Below are 25,135 nucleotides of genomic sequence, written 5' to 3' on the forward strand. Positions count from 1 at the left end.
CGCGTCGTCCAGCCGTCCGGCGTTGGCGTACATCTCGCCGAGGATGGCGTCGTTCTGCGCCCAGAAGGCCGCGTTGTTCCCGGGGTCGCGGTTCACGAACAGGAAGGCGCCGGCGAGCGCCACCCCCGACACCGCCGCCGCGCGCCCCTCGCGCCGCCGCGCGAGATCGACGAGGGTGACGATCGCCTGGGCGGCGAAGACGGTGAGAAGCGGCACCGCCGGCATCCGGTACCGCGACTGGGTGAAAAAGATGACGGCGGAGAGGAGGAATGCCGCCACCACGGCGTAGAGTGGAAACATCTCTCGGAAGCGCCGGGCGGCGAGCGCCATCCCGACCAGCGCGAGCGGCGCCATGAGGCCGAACCCGGCGAGCGGAAGCGACAGCGTCGGCGAGAAGCGGCGGAAGTTCTCGTAGAAGAAGTTGTCCGGGCGCTCGAAGGCGTTCCAGAAGACCGAGAGCTTGTCCCACAGGAGGGGGATCGCCGCTCCAGGGTGCGAGGAGAGGTAGCGCGCTCCCTCGTCCCACCAGAACCGCGACGAATCGCTGCGCGTGACCGGGCGGCCGAGGCGCCGCGCCGCCTCGGCGCGGAAGTCCTCGTGCTCGAAGAAAGGGTCGGGGCGGACGAACGGCGGAGGGGAGTAGCGCCCGGAGGCCCCCTCGTGGTTCCCGGTGTAGAAGTTCTCGCCGCCGCCCGTCGTGATCAGGACCACCTCGCCGGTGGCGGCCAGGTTGTGAGCCGTCGCGGGGGCCACGGCGACCGCCCAGCCGGCCGCGAAGATCAGGGCGCGCGCCCCTCGTTCGTTCCACGGGACGATCCCCACGGGGAAGATCAGCCACGCCACGACGAGCGGCGCCGCGAGGTTCACGTTTTCGTGCACGAGCGCCGCGAGGCCCAGGACGAGCCCCGCGAACGCGATCCATCCCTTCCGCCGGCCTTCGGAGACGACGAGGGCCGAGGCGAGGAGGGCCGAGAGGAACATCGCGAGGGTGGTCTTGTTGATCTGCCCGTCGTAGAAGAGGGCCGGACCGTACGTCGCGAGGAGGAGCCCGGCGACGAGGCCCGCCGCGCGGCCGGAGAGGCGGCGCGCGAGGACGGTCACGAGCGCGCACGTGAGCGCGCCGAGGAAGGCCTGGGCGATCTTCGGGGCGAGAAGTCCCTCCCCGAATATCCGGTAGACGGCGCCGAGGAGGTACGGGTAGAGCGGGGACATCTCGAAGGGCTGCGCGCCGACCCACTCACCTCTCGCGATGCGGGCGCCCCACTCGTGGTAGTAGAGCGGGTCCAGTCTCAGAAAGGATCCGAGCCCGGCGATCTCGATGTCGCGCACGTAGGCGAGCCGGAGCCCGATCGCGAGGACGAAGACGGCGCCTGGGTCGATCCACGGGTGAGACCTGCGTTCGGACATGCGCGCGCGATCGTACCACGGGGCCCGGCGATATAATCTTCCCATGGCCTGCCTCGTCTTCTCCGACAACAACGGCCGACAGATCGTGCACGCGCTCGAGCGGGATGTCGTCTCCCTCGGACGCGCCTCGGACAACGACATCGTCTCGCACGATCTCCGCGTCTCGCGACACCACGCGAGCGTCGTCAGGATGGGGAGCGTCTTCTCGATCCGCGACGCCGGGTCGAGCCTCGGCGTCTTCGTCAACAACCGCCGCGTCGACGAGTGCGAGCTGCGGGACGGCGACCTGATCCGGCTCGGCGACTCCCTCTACTCATTCGTGGACGCCGCCCCCACTGCGATGCAGACGACGGTGGGCGACCATCCCGGACCGGCCGCTCTCCTGGGCAGCGCCCTGGTCGCCGAGGCGTGGGAGGCGGTCGAACGCCTCCGGAAGATCGGCGCGGGAGGCGCCGGGTTCGAGCAGGGGCTTCACGGCCTCGAGGCGGCTCTCGGCGACCTGCGCCTCGGCATCGCGCGCATCGAGCGGGCGCGGCGGATGATGCAGACGCTGTACGAGATCGGGCGGGTGGTGAACTCGTCGGTCGATCGCGGCAACCTGATCGATCTCATCCTCGATCTGGCTCTGAAGGTCATCGGCGCCGATCGCGGCTTCGTCATGCTCGCGGGGGCGCCGAGCGAGGGGTTGACGCTGCGCGCGCACCGCAACATGGGCGAGGAGATCTCGTCGGCCGGAGCGCGCACGATCTCCACCGGGATTGCCCGGCAGGTCGCGGCGTCGGGCGCCCCCGTCCTCACCTCGGACGCCCAGAGCGACGAGCGCTTTCGCGATCACAAGAGCGTCGTGAACTTCCGGATCCGGTCGGTGATCTGCGTGCCGCTCGTGGAGCGGGACGGCCGCGTGCTCGGCGTGATCTACGTCGACAGCCGCACGGCCGGCGCCGGGTTCGACGAGGAGGATCGGGATTTTCTCCTGGCGTTCGCCAACTACGCGGCGATCGCCCTCGAGAACGCCCGGCTCGTGAGCGAGGCGGGCGCCCGGGCGCGCATGGAGGAGGAGCTGCGCGCGATGCGCCGGCTCGACGAGATGAAGTCCGAGCTGATGTCCATCGTCGCGCACGACGTGCGGACGCCCCTCACCTCCATCCGGTCGTACGCGGAGATCCTCGCCGACGACTTCGACGAGATGCCGCCCGAGCAGCGGCGGACCTTTCTCGAGAGGATCGTGCGCGAGGCCGATCGCCTCGATCGCCTCACGAGCAACTACCTCGACCTCGCGAAGATCGAGGCGGGGAAGATGGACCTTCACGTGGCGGCGCTGGCCCCCGCCTCCCTCGTGCGGGAGACGTGCGAGGCCTTCGAGGGGCTGGCGGCCGAGCGGGGGCTGGCGCTCGTCGCCGAGACCTCCGGCGCCCCCCCGGACCTTGCCGGAGATCGCGATCGACTCCTGCAGGTGCTCAGCAACCTCGTGAGCAACGCGCTGAAGTTCACCGAGGCCGGAGGGCGGGTGACGGTGACCGCGGGCGCCGGCGAGCTTCCCGGATCCCGCGCCGCGGCCGTCTTCGAGGTGAGAGACACCGGTCGCGGGATCGCCCCCGCGGATCTCGAGCGCCTCTTCCGCAAGTTCTCGCAGATCGCGGAGGGGCCCGGCCGGCCCCGCGGAACGGGGCTCGGCCTCGTCATCGCGCGCGAGATCGTCGAGATGCACGGCGGGAGGATCGGCGTCGAGTCGTCGCCGGACGGCGGAAGCCTCTTCACGTTCGCTCTGCCGATCGCCGGCCCTGAAGGGGGCGGGGAGGCGCGTTGACCCGCGCGCGCCGCGCCGCCCTCCTCGCCGCCCTCGTCGTCGCCGCGCTCGTCCCCAGGCTCTACCACGTCCGCTCTCCGTTCATGACCTTCGCGGATCACAACACGGCGAACTTCTCGATCTTCGCGCGCAACTACCTCGAGCACGGCTATCTCGCGACGCGGTTCGGCCAGGTGCGGACCATCGGCCCGGCGGGACCTCACGATCTGACGTTCTTCGCCCATCATCCGCCGACGATCGCCCTTCTGACGTCACTGGCCTTCCGGGCGTTGGGCGTGACGGAGTGGGCGGCGCGGCTCATGCCGCTCGTGCTCTCGGCCCTCACGTGCCCCGTCCTCTTCGTTCTTTCGAGCCGGATGGCCGGCGCGGGCGCCGGGACCGTGGCCGCGCTCCTCTTCGCCTTCGCCCCGGGGGCGGTCTACTACGGGCAGATGCTCGATCACGAGGCCTTCGTCACCTTCTTCGGTCTCCTCGCGATCGCCGCGTGGCTCCGCCACGAGGGGACGGGCTCCATCGCCGCCTGGCGCGCCTGCCTCGGTCTCGTCGTCGTGACGACGCTCATCGACTGGCCCGGCGCCTACCTCGCGCCCGCCCTCGCGATCGCGTCGTGGATCGCCCCCGCGACGCGCGCGCGATCCCTCGGGATGGCCGCGGCTCTCGTCGCGTCCGCGGGGGGAGCGCTCGCGGCGGTCGGCCTGCACATCCTGGCGATCTCCGGCTCGTTCCAGGATCTCCTGGCGTCGCTCTCGCTCAGGGTCCTTTCGAGCCCGCAGCTCCCGTTCACGTGGGGCGAGTACCTCTACCGGATTCGCATCAATCTCGAGTACGCCCTCACGCCGCCGATCGCGTGGATGGCGGCGGCGGGGGTCGCGCTCCTTGCGGCGAGGCTCGTGTGGCGGCGGACGGTCGGGGAGGCCGGGGCGCTCGCAGCAGCCGTCGCGGTCTTCTGCGGCGCGCACCACGTCGTCTTCACCAACGCCTGTCACTACAACGAGCACCTCGTCTACTACCTGCTCCCCCTCGCGACGCTCGGCGCCGTGATGCTCCCCGCGTCGCTCGGCGAGATCGCCGCGGCGGTGTCTCCGGTCGCCGGAGCGGCGGTATCGGTTCTTGCGGCGGCGGCGCCGATGGCGCTCTTCCTCTCCCAGGCCCCCGCCCAGACGCGCTCGTACTTCAATGACGTCAGCGTCCCCGGCTGGCCGCTTCTCGGGCAGGCGCTCCACGACGCGGTGCCGGAGGGGGGCGTCCTCCTGACGCACGGCGAGATCGCCTCGCCGCAGATGCTCCACTACCTCGGGCGCGAGAGATACAACGGCGTCGCCGCCGGCGATCTTCCCGAGTCGGGTCGGCGAGGAGCTTGGTTCCTCGCGGACCGGAACGACGACCTCGGGGAGGGGCTGCGGGCGCGCCTCGCGCCGTTCCCCGCGGGGCCCATTCTGAACTTCGAGCTGCGCGACCTGACGTCCGGTGCGAAAGCACCCGACACCGGACCCCTGCGCCCGCCGGATGCCGAGTGGAGGCCGGTCGAGGTGCGCTTCGGCGACGCGATCGAGCTCACGATGATCGCGTTCGCCGCGCCCCCGCGGCCCGCGGCGCGCGTTCCCGCGCTCGCGGAGTACCTCGGCGTTCCCTGGACTCCGGCTCTGGCCGCCGGCCGCGTCGTGCATGCGTCGTTCGTCTGGGAGCGCCTCGACGCCCGCGCGGCGGCGCTCGCCCCGGAGTACGCCCTCGTCGAGCGCGTCTCAGGGGCGCGCGCGCCGCTCATGTGGCCGCTCGCCGCGCCCGCGTCGGACCTCGCGCCGCTCCCGACAGGTGCAATCGCGCGTCACGAGATCGACTGGTTCCTCGGGGAGTGGCTCCCGGCCGGCACCTACGATCTGGAGGTCGGTGTGCGCGACGGCAAGAAGAGCTTGGCGGCGAGCGGCACCACCGCCTTTGGCTCGGTCACGATCCACGATTGAGCCCTTCGGCCGCGGTCCGGTTGCCGCTCCGACGGGGCGTGCGATATCCTGCGCGGCGCGGCCGCCCGGGAGCGGTGCAGGGCGCGATCCGTCGCTGCCGGAGGAAGGTGAATGAAGGTCGCCGATCGGATGATCAAGCAGGTCGTCACACTCGGAGAGAACGCGACGCTCCGGGACGCCCTGCTCGCCTTCCAGAAGCACCACATCCGGCACGTGCCGATCGTCGAGGGGGGGAAGCTCGTCGGCATCATCACCGATCGCGACCTGAAGCGCGCGACCCCGTCGCCTTTTTCGGGCGCCGATCGCGAGACCTTCGAGCGGGTCGTCGACTCCACGCGCGTCGGGCAGATCATGACCCGCAATCCCTACACCGTCACCCCCTCGACCCCCCTTCGCGACGCCGTGAAGGTCCTCCACGATCGCAAGTTCGGTGCGCTGCCCGTCGTGGACGGCGAGACGCTCGTCGGGATCGTGACGGCGACCGACATGCTCAAAGACCTCTACGATCTCCTCCAGGACTGACCGTCACACATCCTCCGGCGCCGCGCCGCGCGATGCCGCCGCCCCGTGGAGTCCCGACCGCATGAAGACCGCCGGCGCCGCGCCCGTGAAGAAGGGGGACGAGCTGGTCCTCCGCATCGAGGATCTCGCCTACGGGGGGCCCGGCGTCGCGCGCCACGACGGGTACGTCGTGATGGTGAGGCGGGCCCTTCCCGGGGATCTCGTCCGGGCCGAGGTGACGAGGCTCCAGCGCTCGCACGCCGAGGCGAAGAGGATCGAGATCCTCGAGCCGTCGCCGCAGCGCGTCGAGGCGCGGTGCGATCACTTCGGCGTCTGCGGTGGGTGCCGCTGGCAGGATCTCGACTACGCCGCGCAGCTCGAGTGGAAGAAGAGGCAGGTCGTGGAGGCGGTGAAACGGATCGGAAAGCTCGAGGATCCGATCGTCGACGACACGCTTCCCTCGCCCGACGTCTTCTTCTATCGGAACAAGATGGAGTTCTCGTTCGGGCGCGACGCCTCGGGGAAGATGATCCTGGGGCTCCACCCGGCGGAATCGTACGAGGAGGTGTTCGACCTCTCCCGATGCCACCTCGAATCGCCCCTCTCCAACGAGCTGGTCGCCTTCGTCCGGGAGGCCTGCGGCGCCGCGGGGCTCGCCCCGTACGACGTGAAGACGCACCAGGGATTCCTGCGGTATCTCGCGATCCGCGAGGGGAAGTTCACGGGCGAGACGATGGTGAACCTCGTCACGTCCGAAGGTGAGGCGGACGCCGTGCGGGAGATCGCGCGGGCGACCGCGGCGAGGTTTCCCGCGGTCGTCTCGTTCATCCGGAGCGTCAACGCGCGCCGCGCGACGGTGGCGGTCGGGGATCGAGAGGAGGTCCTGCACGGGCGCGGTTACATCACGGAGCGGATCGCGGGGGCGACGTTCGAGATCACCGCATCGTCGTTCTTCCAGACCAACCCGAGGCAGGCGGAGCGCCTGTACGCCGCCGCGCTCGACGCCGCCGGGATCCTCCCCGAGGACCGCGTGCTCGATCTCTACTCGGGGACGGGCACGATCTCGATCCTCGCCTCGCGCGTCGCCGCGGAGGTGCGCGGCGTCGAGTCGCAGCCCGATTCCGTGCGCAACGCCGAGCGCAACGCCCTCCTCAACGGAGTGCGGAACTGCTTCTTCATCAAGGCGGAGGCGCGGAAGGCGCTGGCGGCGATGGGGTCCGACAAGCACCCCCCGACGATCGTCATCGTGAACCCGCCGAGGGCCGGGCTGAACCAGTCGGTGATTCACCACATGCTGCGCCTGAGGCCCCGGCGCCTCGTGTACGTCTCGTGCAACCCCGCCACGCTCGCGCGGGACCTCAACCAGATCTGCGATCGGGACTACTCGCTCATCCGCGTGAGACCCGTGGACATGTTCCCGCACACCTTCCACGTGGAGTGCGTCGTCCAGGTGGATCGCACGCCCGGGACGCGGCTCGGGCGGGCGGCGGCGAAAGACGAGGAAGGAGCCCAGGATGCCGAATAGCTCCGACACGTTCAAGACCGGCGAGATGGTCCTCAGGGCCGGCGAGTTCGAGTGCCTGATCTGCCGATCGATGGGGAAGAGGACGTCCGTGCCGCTCGAGAAGGACGCCATCGTCCCGTTCTGCCCGGGTTGCGAGACCAAGGACGCGACGTACGAGTTCACGGGAGCCCCGAAGGGATCGCGAAGGAAGTGATCCCGCGGCCGGGCGCGCTGAGATTCGCCCCGGTCGCGCTCCTGGCGGTGGCGATTCCCCTGGCCGCCTACGCCCCCGCCCTCGGCGGGGGGTTCATCTCCGACGACGTCGCCCTCGTCGCCGGGAACGCCGCCGTGCGATCGGTCGGCGCCGCCCTCGCGGCTTTCGGGCGCTCGTACTGGTTCGGCCTGAAGTCGGTGGAGCCCTACTACCGCCCACTCCCGATCGTCTCGTACGCGATCGAGCGCGCGATCTGGGGCGGCGGGGCGCCGGCGCACCACGCCACGAACGTCGCCCTCCACGCCGCGTGCGCTCTCCTCGTCGGGCTGCTCGTCGCGGGGCTCGCCCGCGCGCGGGGTCTCGGGGAGGGAGCGACGGCCGCCGCCGCGGCGATCGCCGCGGCTCTCGCGGCGGCCCATCCGATCCACTCGGAGCCGGCGGCGGCGATCTTCGGGCGCCCGGACCTTCTCGCGTCGCTCCTGGCGCTCGCGTTCCTCAATCTCGCGATCCGCGGTCACCTGGCGATGGCTCTCCCGTGCCTCGCCCTCGCGCTCTTCTCGAAGGAGTCGGCGGTCGGGCTGGCGCTTATCGCGCCGTTCGCGCTTCGGGAGGGCGAGCGCGCCTCAGGCAAGCCGGCGAGTTCCGGGAGGACCTTGCTCGCATTCCTGCTCCCGATGACGATTCTCTCCGGCTACCTCGTGATGCGTTACCGCGCGATCGGCCTCGGCCTCGATGCCGCGGCGGTCAGCCGGCTCGACAACCCACTGCTCGGCGCCCCGGGCGCCGCGCGGTGGCTCACTCCGATTGCGGTCGTCGCGCGGTACGCCAGCTTGTGGCTCTGGCCCGCTCGCCTGTGCGGCGATCACGGTTTCGATACCGTCCCTCTCGCCGCGTCGGTTCTCGACGGCCACGTCGTCGCGGGGGCGGCGATTCTGCTGGCGGGGGGCGCGGCGCTCGTCGCCTTCATCCGGACGCGCTCGCCTCTGTGGATTCCCCTCTCGGCCGCCGCGCTCGCCTTCGCGCCCGCGTCGAACCTCGTGGTGCTCGCCCCCGTGCTGATGGCCGAACGGGTCGTGTACCTCCCGTCGCTCCTCCTGATCGCGATTCTTGGCGCCCTCCTCGCCGAGGCGCTCTCGCGGATTCCCTCGCGCGCCGCGGCGGCCGGGGTCTGCGGCGCCGCGGCCCTCGTCATCGGCGCCGCCGGCGTGCGGACGCACGCGAGGGCGGCGGAGTTCGCGAGCGACCTCTCGTTCTACGGGAGCGATGTCGCGACGTGCCCGGCGTCGGCCAAGGCGCAGTTCAACTTCGGGAACGCCCTGGCCCGAAGCGGGCGTGAGGGAGAGGCCCTCGTCGCGTACGCGGAGGCGGCGAGGATCGCCCCATGGCTCGCCATCGCGCACAACAACCTCGGGATGTCGTATCTGCGGCTCGGGAGATTCAAGGAGGCCGAGCCGGCGTTCCGCGACGCGGTCGCGCAGGACCCGGGCCTCCTGAGCCCGCACGAGAGCCTCGCCGGGCTCCTCTACCAGGACGGCCGGCTCGAGGAATCGCGGGTCGAGGCGACGCGGGCTCTCGAGCTCGCGCCGAACCCGGCGGACGCCGGGCAGCTCCGGGACCTGATCCGGACGATCGAGGGGCGGTTGCGGGACGGGAGGTGATCGGTGGGCCGCCGGGTTCCTCTCGTCATCGCGGCGCTCCCAAGCTAGACTGGGCCGCCCATGGCGAAGAAGAAACCCGTGAAGAGCGCCGCACGCAGCGCACCGAAGATCCCTTCCGTCCTCAAGAGCCGGGCGGCCGTGCTCGGGCTCGGCTTCCTGGGGCTGGTCGCCGTCCTCGTCGCCTACCTCCTCTGGGGCGGGGGAGTGCGACCCTTCCGCGGGAACACCTCGGACTACAACGTTCTGCTCGTCACGCTCGACACGACGCGCGCCGATCATCTCGGCGCCTACGGCTACAAGCACATCCGGACGCCGATCCTCGACGGCCTCGCCGACGACGGGGCGCTCTTCGAGCACGCCTACACGGCGGCGGTCATGACCTTCCCGTCCCACTCGTCGATCCTGACGGGGCTCCTCCCCCCCGCCCACGGCGGGCGCAACAACGGCACCGCGCGGATCCGGGCCTCGGTCGAGACGCTCGCCGAAGTGGTGAAGGCCGGCGGATGGCACACCGGCGCGGTGGTCGGGGCGTTCATCCTCCACTCGATGTTCGGGCTCGACCAGGGGTTCGAGTCGTACGACGATTACCTCCCCGACGCGGGAGCGCACGACGCCCTCATTTCCCAGCGCGGCGCCCGCGAGGTCACGGACGCGGCGCTCAAGTACCTGGCGCAGGCGAAGTCCTCGAAGTGGTTCCTCTGGGTCCACTACTACGACGCGCACTCCCCGTACCATCCCCCTTCGCCCTACCGCGAGGAGTACGGGCGGAACGGGTACGACGGCGAGATCGCCTACGTGGACGCGCAGCTCGGACGCCTCCTCGCCGCCATCAAGGAGATGGGGGCGCGCGAGAGGACGATCGTCGTCGCGGTCGGAGATCACGGCGAGGGGCTGCGCGATCACGGGGAGCAGACGCACGGGGTCTTCGTCTACGACGAGACGGCGCGCGTCCCGCTCATCATCCAGGTTCCCGGGTTCCTTTCGGGCCCGAAGCGCGTCAGCTCGGTGGTGAGAACCGTCGACATCATGCCCACGATCCTGGACCTCCTGAGGCTGCCGCCACGGCCCGCCGCTGCGGGGACCTCGCTCTGGCCGCTGATGGACGGGCAGACCCCCGACCTGAAGCTCGCCGCCTTCACCGAGGCGGCGATCCCGTTTCTCATGTACGGGTGGAGCCCGGTCGCTTCCCTCCGCGAGGGGAAGTGGAAGTTCATCGAGGCTCCACGGCGGGAGCTGTACGACCTTCCGGCGGATTCCGCTGAGAAGAGCAACGTCGCGGGGTCGCACGCGGCGGAGGCGGCGGATCTCCGCGGGAAGCTCGAGCGGATCGTGGGTGACGCGGCGGCCCAGGCGAAGGAGGCGGAATCGGTGGGCCTCTCGCCCGAGGAGGAGGCGAAGCTCCGGAGCCTGGGGTACACCGGCGGGAGCGAGGGGTCGAAGGACGCCCTCTCGCAGGACCCGATGCTCCTCCTGTCGGGGGGCGCCCGGGGTCTGGCCGATCCCAAGGATCGCCTCCAGTTGCTCGACCGGATCAACCGCGCCTACACGGCGTACGGCACCGGCGACTTCCAGGTGGCCGTCGAGGTGGCGCGCTCGATCCTCGCGGAGGACCCGGCCAACGACTCGGTTCGGCGGACGATGGGCGACTCGTACCGCTCCCTCCGCATGTTCGACGAGGCGCTCGGCGAGTACCGAACGCTTCTCGCGAAGAATCCGGCCGACGTCGACGTCCTCCTGAGCGTCGGCTACATCCGGATGATGGCCGGGCAATACGACGAGGCGAAAAAAGCGCTCGACCGCGCCATCGCCGCGCACCCCGGCCACGCCTATGCCCTCGCCTCGCTCGGCAACCTCGCCTTCGTGCAGGGGAATTTCGACGAGGCGGCGAGCTACTACAAGAAGGTGCTCCTGCAGCGCCCGGATCACCTCCAGGCAATCCTGGCGATGGCCAAGATCTTCCAGCGCCGCGGCCAGGCGCACGAGGCCGAGGTCTTCTACGAGCACGCCCTCGACGTCGATCCCAACAGCATCGACTCGCTGCTCTCACTGGGCTGGCTCCAGTTCAGCGCGCAGCGCCCCGACGACGCGCTGAAGACGCTGGGCCGCGCGGCCGAGATCGACCCTTCGCTTCCCGAGGTCCATCTCGCGCGGGGGGACGTCTACTTCTCGCAGCGGAAGATCGCCGAAGCCGAGGCGGAGTACCGGGCGGGGATCGCGGCGGCGCCGCAGGCGCCGCAGGGATACCACGGGCTCGGCCTCGTGGCGGAGAGCCGCGGCGATCTCCGCGCGGCGCGCGGCTACTTCGAGCAGGCCCTGCGCGCGAACCCGTCCTTCGGCGCGGCGCGCGAGGGGCTCAAGCGCGTCTCCGGACGCGCGCCCTGACGCCCGCCGCGGACGATCGCACCCTCGTCGAGTGGCCCCTCAGGTACGGCCGGGGGGAGATCCGGCTTCTCGTTCCCGCCGAGAACGTCGCCGGGATCCACCGCCCCCGCCGGCCCCGATCGCACGCGGATCGCCCTGCGGAGGCGGACGCGTCGATCCTCTCTCTCGCGCTCGCGTGCGGCGGAAGGCCTGCCGAGGCTCTCGCCGGCCTCACCGTCGCGCTCCTCGTGAGCGACGCGACCCGCGAGGAGCCCAGGGCTCCGCTTGTGCGCGCGATCGCCCCCGCGCTGCGAGCCGCGCGGGAGTCGTGGCTCGTCGTCGCGACCGGCTCTCACGATCCCCGATCCCCGGCGACGGTCGCGCTCGCCTCCGAGCTCGAAGGGCTCCTCCGGGCGGAGGGGGTGCCGGTCGGGCGCGTCATTCTCCACGACGCGATCGCGGGCCCCTTCACCGACTTCGGCGTGACGTCGCGCGGCACGCCGGTGCGGCTCGACGCGCGGGCGATGGAGGCTGAAGGTTTCTTCGTCCTCAGCGACATGAAGCCGCACTACTTCGCGGGCTACTCGTGCCCCCCGAAGTTCGTCTTCCCCGGGCTCGCCGCGATGGAGGCGATCGAGGCGAATCACTCCTTCACTCTCGATCCCCGCTCGCGCGCCGGCCACCACCCGTGGCATCCGGAAGCGGCGCGCCGGACGAACCCGCTCGCCGAGGACTACGTCGAGGCGTTCGACGCCGCGCTCTCGGGCCGGCCGGCCTTCGCCCTCACGTTCGGCTCATCGGGGGACGAGATCTTCTGGGCCGAGGCGGGGGAGCTCGAGGACGCCGCGTCCCGCGGCATGGTCCGCGCCGACGCGATCTCCCACGTCGTCACCGAGCCCGCGCGGTTCGCCGTCATCTCGCCCGGCGGGTACCCGAACGACATCGACCTGTACATCGCGCAGCGCGCCCTCGAGCTGTGCGGCGATGCCGTCGAGGACGGTGGGGACATCCTCTTCCTGTGCGAGTGCTCGGGGGGCGTGGGTCCGGCGCACACGCTCCCGGCCTTCTGGGAGCCGCTCAGGGGAAACCTCACCGCCGCCGCCGCGCCTCCGCAGGGACCGTACCGTCTCTACTCGCACAAGGCCGTGAACTTCGCCCGACTCATCCTGCGTCTCTCGGCGCTGCACCTGCACGCGGCCCTCGCGCCCGAGGAGATCGGCGCGGCGCACATGGTGGCGGTCACCGATCCTCAGGCCGTCATCGGCGAGTGGCTGGCCATGGACCCGGACGCCAGGATCCTGCTCTTCGACGGCGCCAGCAAGCTCAGCGTCAGCCGCCCATGACATTCAGGAAGGATTAAGTCTTGCGGCCCGTTTCACGTCGGGGCTAACATGCCCTTTCCATCCCCACACGGGCGGGTCCATCGATCGCCGGTGCCCGCCGCCCGGTTCGTCGGAGAGACCGGTGAGAGAGACCACGCGACGATGGCTGTCACGGCTCGGCCTCGCGGGCAAGCTCGTCGCGCACGTGGGGTGGATCCTCGGCCTCGCCCTCGCGGTGACGATCGGGTCGACCTACTACCTCGCCCGGGGGACGGTGCGCGACCAGCTCCGGCTGACCGAGATCGCGCGGGTCGAGAGGTGGGCCGCGCGGAACGGCGCCGCAATCCAGGCCGGCGACCCGTGGAAGATCGGAGACTCGCTCGCCGACGTCGGGCGCGATCCGTACGTCGTCTACGCCGGCTTCTTCGATCGCTCGGGGAAGGCGATCGCGCACGTCGGCGACGAGCAGGCCAACACCCGGAGCCACCGGCTCGACATCCTGGTGCCGGTGCGCCGCGCGGCGGCGAGCCCCGGGGGCTCCCCCAAAGGTGACGAGCGGGCGCCGCTTCCGGGCACGCTGAGCGATCCGCGGGAGGCCGAGCGCGCGGTCCCGCTGTCCGAGCGATTCCGCCGTGCGCTCGAAGGGAGCGGGGAGGATCCGGCCGCGCTCCGGGGCTGGATCGAGATCACCCTTGCGACAGAGCCCCTCGACTCCCTGCTGTCGAAGATCGTCTGGCGTGTGTCGTTCGCGGCGGCCGCCTGCCTCGCCTTCGGCCTCTTCGCGACGTGGCTTCTCGTCCGGCAGGTGGTCGCCCCGATCCACGTCCTCAAGGAGCACGTGGAGTGGATCTCGGAGGGAAGGCTCGACGAGCCGTTTCATCTCGGGCCGAGGCCCCCGGACGAGTTGGGGGAGCTGTCGACCAGCTTCTCGATCATGGCCGGCATCCTGAGATCGCGCCGGGAGGAGCTGGACGCGCAGATCGTCGAGCGGAGCCGGGCCCTTCACCTCGCGCGCTCGGAGGCCGAGGCGGCGTTTCGCCCCGCGGCGATCGCGCACGATCTGAAGACGCCTCTCACCGGCATCAAGGCCCTCGCCGAGATCGTCGGCGAGGACGAGCTCGACCCGGCGGAGCGCCGGCGGTATCTCGAGTCGATCCGGACGGAGGTCGATCGCATGGCGCAGCGCATCGACGATCTCACGCGGCCCGCCGCCGACCCGATCCTCGAGCGCTCGGCGCCGGCCCAGGCGGGCGATCCGCTGATCGAGGAGGCGATGGCGGCGGCCGCGGCCGCCGAGGAAGCGGCCTTTTCCGGCGCCATGGCGCCTCAGGCTCCACGGCGTTTCATCATCGCCTCGGCCGACGAGCCTCTCCGGGAGATCCTGAGGGAGATCCTCGCCGGCGACGGGGCCGAGGTCCTCGAGGCCGCCGATGCGGTCTCGGCGCTGCGGCTCGCCCGCCAGGCGTCCCCCGACGGGCTCGTCCTCGATCTCCTGATGGAGGGCGGGGAGGCGCTCACGATGCTCGGGGACCTTCGAGAGGACAGCCGCACCGAGCGGATCCGCGTCCTCGCGCTCAGCGTCGTCCGCGACGGCGATCGATTTCAGACGGGGGCCTTCTCGTTCCAGCCCAAGCCCATCGATCGCGAGCGATTCCTCGGCGCGGTGAGGGCGGCGATCCCGGCCCGCGCGGGCGCCACGTCGCCGCGGGGAAAGGTCCTCGTCGTCGACGACGATCGCTACGTGGCCGAGGCGGTCGCGGGGCTCCTGAGCCGCGAGGGGCTGGACGTCTCCATTGCCGGCGGCGGCGAGGAGGCTCTTCTCGCGGCGCGGGAGGATCGGCCCGATCTCATCGTGCTCGACCTGAAGATGCCCGGTGTGGACGGCGTCCAGGTGATCCGGCGTCTCCGGGCGCATCCCGAGACGCGCGAGCGCCCGGTGATCCTGATGACGGCCCACGACATCCCGCGCCAGGATCAGACGGGCTGGCCGGGGATCCCGCTGACGCGCGAGTCGTTCGTCAGGGGCGTGCGGGCCGCGCTCCAGGAGGCGGGGGCGCGATGAAGAAGCGGGTCCTCGTCTGCGACGACGAGCCGGCGCCGATGCAGGCGCTCGTCTACGTCGTGAGGAAGGCCGGGTTCGAGCCCATCACGGCGCAGGACGGCGAGGAGGCCGCCCGCCTCGCGAAGTCGGAGATGCCGAGCCTCATCCTCCTCGACATCGACATGCCGCGCAAGGACGGCTACCAGGTGTGCGAGGAGATCAAGTCCGATCCCGCGACCCGCGGGATCCACGTCCTCATCCTCACCGCCTTCGCGCAGGAGTTCCAGAAGGAGAAGGCGCGGGCGAGCGGCGCCGACGAGATCATGACCAAGCCGTTCAGCCCGCGGAAGCTGCGCGAGAGAATCCTCGAGATCCTCGGCCCGCCGGAGGCCGCGAGTTGAGCCCGGGGGAGGACACCCAGAGACGGCTCGAGATGGTGACGGAGGAGCTTCTCAACCTGTACGAGGAGATCAACGTCCTCTACTCCGTCTCGGAGATCGCCGCCCGCTCCGCCGACATCGCGGGGGCGGGTGCCCGTATCCTCGAGGAGGCCGTCACGCTCCTCAAGGCGGACGTCGGCTTCATCGCCTACGCGAGCCCGGAGATGCGCGCCGAGGAGCCGGAGCCGACCGGCCTCCCGCGCGACGCCTGCCGCCAGCTGGCGGCGATCGTGGGGCTCCGGATCGACGCGGCGGCCGGCTCGATCGTGATCGCGCCCTTCGTGGAAGGGGCCTCGGTGCCGCGCGCGCCGGAGGCGATCGTCGCCGCATCCCTCGCCGTCGACAAGGAGTCGCTCGGCCTCCTCTGTCTCGGCCGTCGCGGGCGGGGTGCGTCGTTCACCTCGGGGGACGAGAAGATCCTGTCGGTGCTCGCAACGCAGACCGCCCTCGTCATCGCGCAGCGGAGAAACCTCGATCTCGCGAGGGCGGCGAAGAATCTGGCGGAGCGGGCGGACGCATTGCGCGGCATCGCCGAAGTGGGCCGCGAGATCGCCTCGACGCTCGACGCGTCGAGGATCCTCCGGGCGCTCGCGGATCTGCCGGCGCGCCTCCTGGGGTTCGATCGCTGCGGCGTGCTCGTGGACGAGCGCGGCGCGCTGCGCCTTCACGCGATCTCGGGGGCCACGCGCGTCGATCGCGAGGAACCCTCCGTCGCCTCCCTCGAGGCGCTCCTCGTGTGGGCCGCCGGCCGCCGCCGATCCCTCACGGCCATCGACCGGGGGGCGGAGGAGAGCCCGGAGCGCGGGGTCGTGGCCGAGGATCTCTCCTCGCCCGGAGATGCGTCGGTCGCAGGCCCGTTCGGCGAGCGCGCCGCCCGTCATTTCGAGCGCTCATCCTGCCGCGGGATCCTCGTCATCCCGCTGGCCGACGAGCAGGGGAGCCTCGGCGCCATCGGGTTCGAGACGGCCACACCGGAGATCCTGACCGAGGCCTCACGGGAGGCGGCGACGATCGTCGCGCTTCAGGCGACCGTGGCCCTGCGCAACGCGCGGCTCTACCGGGATCTCCCCTTCGTCTCGGTTCTCGAGCCGATGCGCCGGAGCCGCGCGCGGCTCAAGGCGCTCTCGGGACGGCGGCTCGCGGCGTGGGGCGCGGGCGTCGCCGCGGTGGTCCTCGTGGCGACACTCGTCTCGTGGGATCTGCGCATCCCCGGCAGCTTCGTCCTTCAGCCCGCCCGCAGGGTGGACGTCGTCGCGCACGTGCGCGGGGTCGTTCGCGACGTCTCCGATATCCCCGACGGCGCGCTCGTCCGGGCCGGCGAGAGTCTCGCCCGGCTCGACGACACCGACTGGACGTTGCGGCTCGGCGAGGCCGAGGGGAAGCTGCGGGCCGCGGAGTTCGCCCTCGTGCGAAGCGAGGCCGAGGGGCGCGCGGCGGACCTTGTCGTCTCCCGGCTCGAGCGGGCGAGGTGGGAGCGGGAGAGGGACCTCCTGCGATCGAAGATCGACCAGGCGGTGCTGCGGGCGCCGTTGGACGGCGTCCTGATGACGCCGCACCTGAGGGAGAGGGCGGGAGAGCTTCTGGACATCGGCTCGGTGCTCTGCACGCTCGCCCCCGTCGAGCCGATGCGCGCCGAGATCGCCGTGCCGGAGCGGGATGCGGACGTCCTCCTCGCCGAACCGCTCCCCCTCCCCGCGATCCTGAAGTTCGAGTCGTTCCCCGAGCGTGATGTGCCCGCCTCCGTGCGCGCGGTGCGCCACGCCGCCGAGGTCGTGGAGGGGCGGACCTCCATCATCGCGGAGGCCCAGGTGGACGGGGCGATGCCCGACCTGCGACCCGGAATGACGGGCCAGGTCCGGATCGCCGCCGGAAGGCGGAGCCTGGCCGCCCTCGCGCTGCGCGCTCCCTACCGTTATGTGAGGAGCCTTCTGTGGTGGTGACGCGCGCGGGGGCCCTGGCCGCCGCCGTCACCTGCGCGGCGGCCTGCGCGGCGTGCACGACCGGCGAGGCGTCGCGCGATGCCGCCGTTCAAGCGCCTCCGCCGGCGCGGCGGGCGGCGACGCGAGACGCGGATCCAGCCGCCGCGTCGGCCCCGGTCCGCAGGGATCTGCCGGCCGATGCGAAGCTGCGACAGGCGAGCCACCTCTTCGTCGAGAAAGACGTCGCGGTCCTCACGCGCCGGCCGGGCATCATCAGCGCGGTGCGGGCGCAGCGGGGCGAACGGGTGCGCGAGGGCCAGGTCCTCTGCGAGCTCGAGAGCCGTGAGCTGTCGCTCGCGAGGGACGTCGCGGCGCTCGACGCGGAGCAGGCGCGCGCCGAGTACGATCGCGCCGAGCGGTTGAAGCGGGAGAGCGCGCTCTCGACCGAGGCGTACGACAGCGCTCGGTTCAAGCTCGAAGTCGCCGAGAAGTCGGCGGCAATGGCCGCCCAGGCCCTCGACAAGTCCTTCGTGCGGGCGCCGTTCGACGGCATCGTCTCCGCGCGAACCGCCGTCGTGGGCCAGGTCTTGATCGCGGACGACGTGCGGGAGCTCTTCCGCGTCACGGCGCTCGCGCCGCTCCTGGCCCGCGTGTACGTGCCCCAGTGGGCCTACCCGTACCTCCGCCGCGGCGCGCGCGCGTGGGTGCGCTCCGAGATGGTCGAGGGGGCGGCCGTCGAGGCCCGCTTCCGGTGGATCAACGACGTCCTCGACCCCGCCTCGGGGTCGGCGGAGGTTCTCCTGGAAATCCCGCCGGGAGGAAGGCCCGACCTGCGCCCCGGCATGAGCGTCGTCGTCGACGTGGATCTCTCGCTCCCTCCCGGCCGCCTCACGATTCCCAGGGGCGCGCTCCGGGACGCGGCCGCGGACTCCGGCGACGCCGAGATCACGTGCCTTTCGGGCGCGGGGGAGTCGACCCGGCGCGTCCGACTGGGGTTCCGGGGGGACGATCGCGTGGAAGTCGTCCAGGGGCTCGAGGAGGGCGACGTCGTGACGCTCGCTCCCGGAAAGCGTTGATGGCGGCAGGAGGCCTCCGTGAACGCACCCGGTGAACGGCCTCGAAAGCGGCGCAATCTCCTCATCGTGCGGCGGCAGGTCGAGGACGAGATTTTCTACGTCGTCGCGGATCCCGACGCCGGCTCCTACCTGCGGCTGGGCGAGGACGAGCAGGTCATCCTCGAGCTTCTCGACGGCACGCGGGACAGTGAGCGGATCGCCGCCGAGTTCGAGCGGCGGACGGGGCTGGCCCTCGAGACCTCCGACCTCGAGGAGTTCGTCGATTCGCTGCGCCGGGAGGGGTTCGTCGAGGCGTCGAGCTTCTCGCCGGAGCAGCTCCTCGAAGAGTTCCGGCAGCGCGAGCGCGCGGCCGCCTCCAGTCGTCGGATGGTGAGCGGCAGCCTCGCCCTGCTGAAGCTCATGCCGTTCGATCCCGATCGTCTCCTCGGCGTGATGGCCCGGAGGCTTCGCTGGTTCTGGTCGAGGAGCTTCTGCGTCGTCTCGATCGCGCTGATCCTGGCCGCGGGGATCGGATCGATCGCGACGGGAGCCCACCTGGGCCCGGCGTTTTCCGGGATGCTGGCGAGCGCCGTCGCCGGGGGCGCCTCCGGGTTCTTCGGCCGGATGCTCGTCTTCGACCTGGTGAGCGGCGTCATGATCGCCATCCACGAGGCGGCGCACGGTCTCACGCTGAAGTACTTCGGCGGCCGGGTTCCCGAAATGGGGTTTGCGCTCGCCTACTTCCAGTTCCCCGGGGCCTACACCGACACGACCGCCTCGTATCTCCTGCCGTCGCGGTTTCAGCGCGTGATGGTCTCGCTCAGCGGCGGCTACACAGGGCTCATCCTCGCCGCTCTCGGATTCTTCGCCTGGTGGGGCGCCGTTCCCGGCTCGGTGACGAGCGAGCTCTCCCTGATCGTGATGATCGTGGGCGGGCCGATGACGCTCTTCTTCAACTGGAACCCCCTCGTGCCGTTCGACGGCTACTACATGGCCGTCGACATCCTGGAAGCGCCCAACCTCCTGCCGAGATCCTTCGCCTACCTCGGCGACCTGCTCCGGGAGAAGGTGTTCCGGATCGCCCCCGTGCACCCGCGCCCGGCGGTGCGGTTGCGTCGCGTGTACTTCATCTTCGGCTCGCTCGCGTGGCTCTATCAGGGCGCCTGGACGGTTGCGGTCCCCTGGGTCGTCTATCTCCTCACGTCTCGTCTCGCCGGGCCGGCCGTCGGCGCGGTCGTCGCCGGGGCGCTGACCCTGGGTGTTGCGCGCGCCCTGTCCGGCTCGGCGCGGAGGTTCATCCGCGGCGTCCGCGAGGAGAGCGGGGCGGGCGGGCGCACGGGGTGGCGGGCGCCGCTCGCCGTGGCGGCCTCGGCGGCACTGGTCGTCGCGGCGCTCCCGATCTTCCGCGTGCATGTCCACGGCACCGCCCGCCTGCAGCCCGTCGCGCGCCTCGGAGTCCGTGCGGAGGTGGCGGGCTTCGTCTCCGCCGTGCTCGTTCGCGAGGGTGAGCGCGTCGAGGCGGGCGAACCGCTGGCGCGACTCCAGAATTCCGATCTGCGCGCCCGGGTCGAGGGTCTGAGGCTCGACAGGGATCTCCTCCGCGTGGCGTGGGGGCGAGCGGAGGCCGAAGGGCGCACGGCGGAGGCGCTGGCCCGCCGCGATGCCTGGGCGCGAAGCGGCGCGGCGATCGAGACACTGGCCCGCCGCGAGAACGATCTTGTTCTCCGCGCCCCGGTGGCGGGGATCGTGCTCGCGGCCCGCCTCGGCGATCGCGAAGGGAGATTCCTGAGGGAAGGGGAGGAGTGGTGCGAGATCGCCGAGGGGGTCGCGCTCCGGGGAGTCGTCACGCTGCCGGAGGCCGAGCTCTCGGAGTTCGAGGAAGGCGCTTCCGTCGAGCTCTCGCACGAGGCGTTTCCGGGCAGCGTCTTCGCGGGATCGGTGGCCCGGATTCCCGGCGACGGGGCGGCCCGCGACGTCGAAATCCGTGTGCCGAACCTCGGCGGCGATCTCATCCCGGGGATGTCGGCGCGCGCCAGGATTCTCGGGGAGCGGACCAGCGTGCTTGGAAGCGGTCTGAGATTCGCAAGCCGTCTCTTGCGGGGGAAAATCTGGTGGTGAGGTGTGGGGCCGGCGCCTGTTCGGCGCCGGCCCCTACGGCGGGGTCGAGATCAGCCGGGGAGCTTGCCGGGCCCCTGGAGGGTCTTCGCGACGTACGGGGAGTTCTTCTTCTCGAGCTTCTGAGCCTTCGGCTTGGCGGTCTTCTTGTCGGCCATGACTGTTTCTCCTCTTTCCCTGGGACGGTTGACGTTCACTTTCTCACCGACGATCGGTCAGTCGAGTCGAGAATTGGTCTTGTTCATTTCATTCCGAGCCTGATTCGCGATTCGTGATGATACTACGCCCGAACTGTTGACCCTGGCAAGATGTTTCTTTGTCCAGCCTCTCTCATCCGTCTGCTTCGTCCTTCCCTTTCCACTTCGACTTGCACTTCTCTCGTAGAGCAACGCGTGTGCCAGGCTCTGTCGAATCGAGGTCCATCCGTGCGCGCGGGCGGAGCGAGCGCTGGAATCGCCCGCCGGACGGGAGGATGAAGCCGCTGGCGGGTCGCGGGGCGCGGCGGTGGCGGCCACGTTCCGCCGGCCGCCCGGCCTCGGCGGGGGAATTCGTCCACGTCGGGGGCAAGAAGATTTTCCTCGAGCGGGGGGAGGAGTCAGCTCAGAGGCTGTACTTCCGGCAGAGGTACTTCATCTGGTCCTTCTTGAGACCCAGCAGAGCGGCGGCCTCGGTCTTGACGCCGCCGGAGCGGCGGAGGGCCTCCTCGAGCAGCCCTCGCTCGAAGTTCTCCACCTGACTCTCCCAGAGGATTCCCTCGCCGACACTGGACGGGACGGCGGCGGAATTCGAATGGGTCCGGCGCACGATGTGCTCCGGAAGCTGCTCGGGGCCGATCTGCTCTCCATCGGCCAGCAGCGAGAGGCTTTCCATCAGGTGCTCGAGCTCGCGGACGTTTCCCGGCCAGGCGTACGCCTGGAGGGACGCGATCGCCGGCTCGGTCAGCCGGCGGGCCGGCGCGCCGTTGTCGCGGCAGAACCTGACGAGGAACTTCTCCGCGAGGAGCCCCACGTCGGATCCGCGCGCGCGGAGAGGGGGCAGATCGAGCCTCACGACGTTGATCCGGTAGTAGAGGTCCTGCCGGAACTTGCGGGCGGCCACGTCCTCCTCGAGATCCTGGTTGGTCGCCGCGACGAGACGGAAGTCGACGGTGATCGTCTCCTTTCCGCCGACGCGCTCGAACCGCCGTGACTCCAGCACACGGAGCAGCTTGGCCTGCACGGCGAGGGTGAGCGTCCCGATCTCGTCGAGGAACAGGGTGCCCCCGTGCGCCATCTCGAAGCGTCCCTCGCGACGGCGATCGGCGCCCGTGAACGCCCCCTTCTCGTGTCCGAACAGCTCGTCCTCGACGAGGTTTTCGGGCAGGGCGGAGCAGTTCAGGGCGATGAAGGCGCTCTTGCGCCGGGGGGAGTTGAAATGGACGGCGCGGGCGACGAGCTCCTTGCCCGTTCCACTCTCCCCCCGGATGATCACGGTCGCCGTGCTGTCGGCGACCTTCCGGATGGATGCCTTGAGGCACTCCATCGGCGGGCTCAGGCCGACGAGCGCCGAGAAATCGTAACGTCGTTCGAGCTCGGTCTGGAGGCGGGTGAGGTCGCGATCCATCCGGCGGCGATCGAGCGCGCGCCGCACGATGACCTGGAGCTCGCGGGAGTCGATCGGCTTGGTGAAGAAGTCGTAGGCCCCACGTTCGGCCGCGCGAAGGCACGTGTCGCGGTCCCCGTCCCCGCTCATGGCGAGCACGAGAGTCTCCGGGGCCTGGGCCCGGACCGCGTCGAGCGCGCGCAGGCCCTCGTCAATCGTCTCGGTGTCCGGCGGCAGGTGCATGTCGACGAGGACGACATCCACCTCGCGCGCTCCGAGGATCTCGAGGGCCGGGTCGCGGCCATCGGCCTCGAGCACCTCGTAGGTCGAGTCGAAGACGCGGATCAACTCCCGGCGAATGAAGGGGTCGTCCTCGATGATGAGGATGCAGTTCCGGCGTGGGGTCATTCCCGGTTCAGGCCCCGCTCCGGCCGGCTCGACGCAGCCGATCGATGATGTCGCCGAGAAGCCGCGTCGTGTCCAGGAGCATCTCCCGGGCGTCGTCCCGGGCCTTCGGGTCCTGGAGACGGTCGTGGAAGGAGTCGGTCAGGAGTGTCAGCCGGTATCGCACGTTGTTGAGATCGTGCGCCGCGGCGCGCAGCGCCCGATGAACGCCTTCCGGCGCGGGACCGGAATCCGGCTCGACGACAGCCATGCTCCTACCCCCGGAGAATGAGTCGGCGGGAATATCCCCGGAGATGCGGAGCATGTCAAGAAGGAGTTGACCTGAAGTCGGGAATACCGAATCAGGAGCGGGGCAGGGGCTGTTTGGCGACGAAGCGCGTGACGAGCCCGAGGAATCCCGCGATGAGCAGGGCGCCGAGGCCGACGCTCAGAACGAGTGAGGAAAGGATCAGCGTCACCATGAGAATCGTTTCCATCCGCCCGGCCTCCGCCAGATGTGTCCGTACTTGTTCGTCGGTTCCGTCGTAACAATCGTCAGCGCGGTCGGCAAGATGGACGTGTTTTCGTGCCATGTCAAGGGGTTAGACAGAAATAAGCCGCGACGGGCTCGAGGGAGCCCGTCGCGGCATGCCGTGGTGAATACCGGGGTGACGACCGAGGGTCAGCGGGCGGCGACTTTTCGTCCGCGCGCGCGCGCCGACTTCTTGTGCTTGCCTTCGAGCTTGGCGTACAGCTTCGTGAGGCTCTCCTCGAATTCCTTCCGGAGTTCCTTGTCGCGCAGGATGTCGTTGATGGCGAGGAGCGACGCATCGAGCTTGAAGATGTGACCGCGGATGGCCTCGAGGCTGTTCGCGCGCATGAAGACGGGGCGCCGTCCCTTGCCCTTCTCCGATCTTTCCGAGGCGTCCTCGACGTATTCCTTCCCCTGGTCATAGAGGGTCGACGTCTTCATCCGATCCACGCCCTGGTCGAGCAGGGCCTTGTAGACCGCGTAGTGGATCTCGAGTGCGGCGCTCAGCGCGCGGCGCGTTTCACGGGAGAAGTCCTTGATGCGCTGCGCAATTTCCTCGATGCTCAGCTTCTCGAAGTCCTCCTTCTCGGCTTTCTGGATCGCCTCGACGGTCGAGTTGATCGTCTCGAGGGCCGATCCGAGCGACTCGCGATCTTCCTCGCTGTAGTCGCGGAACTTGAACGCGAGCTCGTAGATCTCGCGCGGGACGCGCGGCATCTCGGGGGAACCGCTCTCCCAGTGACGGCCGGTGAGAATCCACTCGACCGTGGTGTTGCCGATCTTGGCGAGCTCCAGCAGCCTCTTCGGCTCGGGAAGGACGCCGCGCTCGTACATGTGGATGGCGGGTTGCGTCGCTCCGATGAGCTCCGCGAGCTGCCACTGCCGGAGCCCTGCTTCTTTTCGCAGGCGCTTGATGCGGGCGCCGATGTCGCGCTTTTCGTTGTCGTCGACGGGGGTTCTTTTCATTTGCTCCTCGGTGCGGGACGTGTGTGTCGTTCGAGAATGTCGTCGTGATGACTGACTCCGTGGACATCATAAGTTGGGGACATGCTGGATTTCAATAGAATTCTCCAAGAATCTTGCGAGCCCCCGGCCTCGCCCGGTGTGGCTTTTCGCGTTGGACGACCCGTCGCGTGGAAGTGATTCAATGCGTGAGCGTTGCAGGATTCCCGCGCGCCGCGACCGGGCGTTGATGGCCGGGAATCGGAGTGATACGATTGCGACCTTCCTTCGCGATGGTGGGACCGCCGCCATCGCGAAATCTCCACCCGCCACGGAAGGAGAGAGGCATGACGGCACCGAGGCCGATCCGCGCGCGATTTCGCCCGGATGAGATTCAGGATCTGCTCGGCTCGATGACCGATCGGAGCGATCTCGAGAGGCTCTTCGGTCGCAGCGTGGGGCTCGGCAGCCTCGTGAAACTGATGGGGCGCCACGTCAGCCGGGAGGAGGTGCACGCTCTCCTCCAGAGCCCCCGACTGGAAGACGATCTCAGGAAGCTCCTCAAATAGCCGCCCAATGGGCGCCGATCCAGCCCTCATCGCGGCACATCCCCAGGAATGCGTCGAGGCTCTTTGCCTCGTCGGGTCCGAGCCGGTAGTGGATGTTGCGCGTCAGGTAGCTGAGGATCTCAACGGCGCTGAGCGCGTGCCGGAACGCGGCCCGCGCCGCCGATTCCTCGAGCCCGGCGAGCCCGGCCGCGAGGCCCGCCTCGAGAACCGGCTCGGCGCGGCGCGCGCCGACTTCGTCGTTCGCGGCCCAGACCGCGAAGACGAACGGCATCCCCGTGAACGCATTCCACATCGCCGCCAGGTCGTGCACCTCGACGCGCGGGACCCTCGCCGCGAGCGCCGCATCCCCAATGAGCAGAGCCGCGTCGCACCGGCCGAGCATCACGTCGGGGTTCGCCTCCATCGGGTGACAGGCGGGCCGGACGCCGTGGACGCGTGCGAGGAGAAGGCGCAGAAGCGCCACGCTCGTGCGCGAGTTGGCGTCGACCGCGACGTCCGCCAGCCGATCGAGCGGCCGCTTCGACAGCAGCAGGACCGATCGCACCTCCGCTCTCGACGCGATGCCGAAATCATGCACGCGGCGGGAGCCGGGGAGTCTGGCCCACTCGATCGATGGCACGAGCGCCGCCGTCACCTCGCCCCGTGCGAGCCGCTCCGCGCAGCGGAACGGCGGATCGAGGAGGACGCGCGGCCGCTCCGCCTCGGGGAGCTTCCGGAACCCCTCGACGTACGGCAGGGCGTTGAGAAACGACACGCACGCGAGATCGACGCTCAGGCCGGGCTCCGTCGAAAAGCGTCCTCTTGGGATGGTATCCTGACGCC

Annotated in this window: 19 protein-coding genes; 14 read left to right on the forward strand and 5 right to left on the reverse strand. The window is 70.4% G+C overall.

The features are described from left to right. On the reverse strand, window positions 1-1,407 hold a 1,407-nt coding region (locus HY049_09165; GenBank protein ID MBI3449070.1), incomplete at its 3' end, for a glycosyltransferase family 39 protein. Window positions 1,408-1,450: 43 nt separating this feature from the next. Between HY049_09165 and HY049_09170 the strand changes: the two genes are divergently transcribed. From HY049_09170 to HY049_09230, 13 genes are all read left to right on the forward strand, one after another. Beyond that, window positions 1,451-3,214, forward strand: a complete 1,764-nt coding sequence (locus HY049_09170) for a GAF domain-containing protein (protein ID MBI3449071.1) — start codon at window positions 1,451-1,453, stop codon at window positions 3,212-3,214. Next, a complete protein-coding gene (locus tag HY049_09175) occupies window positions 3,211-5,175 on the forward strand; it encodes a glycosyltransferase family 39 protein (GenBank protein MBI3449072.1) in 1,965 nt (654 codons plus the stop codon). The genes HY049_09170 and HY049_09175 overlap by 4 nt, the downstream gene beginning before the upstream one ends. 111 nt (window positions 5,176-5,286) lie before the next feature. Then, the gene (locus tag HY049_09180) at window positions 5,287-5,697 is read left to right on the forward strand and encodes a CBS domain-containing protein (GenBank protein ID MBI3449073.1); all 411 of its coding nucleotides are present in this window, start codon (window positions 5,287-5,289) and stop codon (window positions 5,695-5,697) included. Window positions 5,698-5,758: 61 nt separating this feature from the next. After that, entirely contained in the window at window positions 5,759-7,201 is a 1,443-nt protein-coding gene (gene rlmD, locus HY049_09185) for a 23S rRNA (uracil(1939)-C(5))-methyltransferase RlmD (GenBank protein MBI3449074.1), read from the forward strand. After that, window positions 7,191-7,394, forward strand: a complete 204-nt coding sequence (locus HY049_09190; GenBank protein ID MBI3449075.1) for a hypothetical protein — start codon at window positions 7,191-7,193, stop codon at window positions 7,392-7,394. The genes rlmD and HY049_09190 overlap by 11 nt, the downstream gene beginning before the upstream one ends. Further along, the gene (locus tag HY049_09195; GenBank protein MBI3449076.1) at window positions 7,391-9,052 is read left to right on the forward strand and encodes a tetratricopeptide repeat protein; all 1,662 of its coding nucleotides are present in this window, start codon (window positions 7,391-7,393) and stop codon (window positions 9,050-9,052) included. Before HY049_09190 ends, HY049_09195 begins: the two co-directional genes overlap by 4 nt. Before the next feature lie 60 nt (window positions 9,053-9,112). Beyond that, on the forward strand, window positions 9,113-11,434 hold the full coding sequence (locus HY049_09200) for a sulfatase-like hydrolase/transferase (protein MBI3449077.1): 2,322 nt from the start codon (window positions 9,113-9,115) through the stop codon (window positions 11,432-11,434). Window positions 11,435-11,661: 227 nt separating this feature from the next. Then, a complete protein-coding gene (locus tag HY049_09205) occupies window positions 11,662-12,756 on the forward strand; it encodes a DUF2088 domain-containing protein (GenBank protein MBI3449078.1) in 1,095 nt (364 codons plus the stop codon). A gap of 121 nt (window positions 12,757-12,877) precedes the next feature. Further along, the gene (locus HY049_09210) at window positions 12,878-14,797 is read left to right on the forward strand and encodes a response regulator (protein ID MBI3449079.1); all 1,920 of its coding nucleotides are present in this window, start codon (window positions 12,878-12,880) and stop codon (window positions 14,795-14,797) included. Beyond that, window positions 14,794-15,177: a response regulator gene (locus tag HY049_09215; protein ID MBI3449080.1), complete on the forward strand. Its 384-nt coding sequence runs from the start codon at window positions 14,794-14,796 to the stop codon at window positions 15,175-15,177. The genes HY049_09210 and HY049_09215 overlap by 4 nt, the downstream gene beginning before the upstream one ends. Next, a complete protein-coding gene (locus HY049_09220; GenBank protein ID MBI3449081.1) occupies window positions 15,174-17,156 on the forward strand; it encodes a GAF domain-containing protein in 1,983 nt (660 codons plus the stop codon). The genes HY049_09215 and HY049_09220 overlap by 4 nt, the downstream gene beginning before the upstream one ends. Then, window positions 17,150-18,211: an efflux RND transporter periplasmic adaptor subunit gene (locus tag HY049_09225; GenBank protein ID MBI3449082.1), complete on the forward strand. Its 1,062-nt coding sequence runs from the start codon at window positions 17,150-17,152 to the stop codon at window positions 18,209-18,211. Before HY049_09220 ends, HY049_09225 begins: the two co-directional genes overlap by 7 nt. Window positions 18,212-18,229: 18 nt before the next feature. After that, a complete protein-coding gene (locus HY049_09230) occupies window positions 18,230-20,308 on the forward strand; it encodes an efflux RND transporter periplasmic adaptor subunit (GenBank protein MBI3449083.1) in 2,079 nt (692 codons plus the stop codon). Window positions 20,309-20,905: 597 nt separating this feature from the next. On the opposite strand, the gene HY049_09235 is transcribed toward HY049_09230, so the two are convergent. From HY049_09235 to HY049_09245, 3 genes are all read right to left on the reverse strand, one after another. Beyond that, a complete protein-coding gene (locus HY049_09235; protein ID MBI3449084.1) occupies window positions 20,906-22,294 on the reverse strand; it encodes a sigma-54-dependent Fis family transcriptional regulator in 1,389 nt (462 codons plus the stop codon). A gap of 7 nt (window positions 22,295-22,301) precedes the next feature. Continuing rightward, window positions 22,302-22,541 (reverse strand): hypothetical protein, encoded by a 240-nt coding sequence (locus HY049_09240; GenBank protein MBI3449085.1) that lies wholly within the window; start codon window positions 22,539-22,541, stop codon window positions 22,302-22,304. Window positions 22,542-22,952: 411 nt separating this feature from the next. Further along, the gene (locus tag HY049_09245) at window positions 22,953-23,768 is read right to left on the reverse strand and encodes a helix-turn-helix domain-containing protein (GenBank protein ID MBI3449086.1); all 816 of its coding nucleotides are present in this window, start codon (window positions 23,766-23,768) and stop codon (window positions 22,953-22,955) included. 323 nt (window positions 23,769-24,091) lie between these two features. On the opposite strand from HY049_09245, the gene HY049_09250 reads away from it, so the two are divergent. Then, entirely contained in the window at window positions 24,092-24,313 is a 222-nt protein-coding gene (locus HY049_09250) for a hypothetical protein (protein ID MBI3449087.1), read from the forward strand. Here the strand turns inward: HY049_09250 and HY049_09255 are convergent. Continuing rightward, on the reverse strand, window positions 24,306-25,067 hold the full coding sequence (locus HY049_09255) for a menaquinone biosynthesis protein (protein MBI3449088.1): 762 nt from the start codon (window positions 25,065-25,067) through the stop codon (window positions 24,306-24,308). The two genes, HY049_09250 and HY049_09255, sit on opposite strands and share 8 nt — an antisense overlap. Between the last annotated feature and the right edge of the window lie 68 nt (window positions 25,068-25,135).

Source organism: Acidobacteriota bacterium, assembly GCA_016195325.1.
Lineage (GTDB): Bacteria > Acidobacteriota > Polarisedimenticolia > JACPZX01 > JACPZX01 > JACPZX01.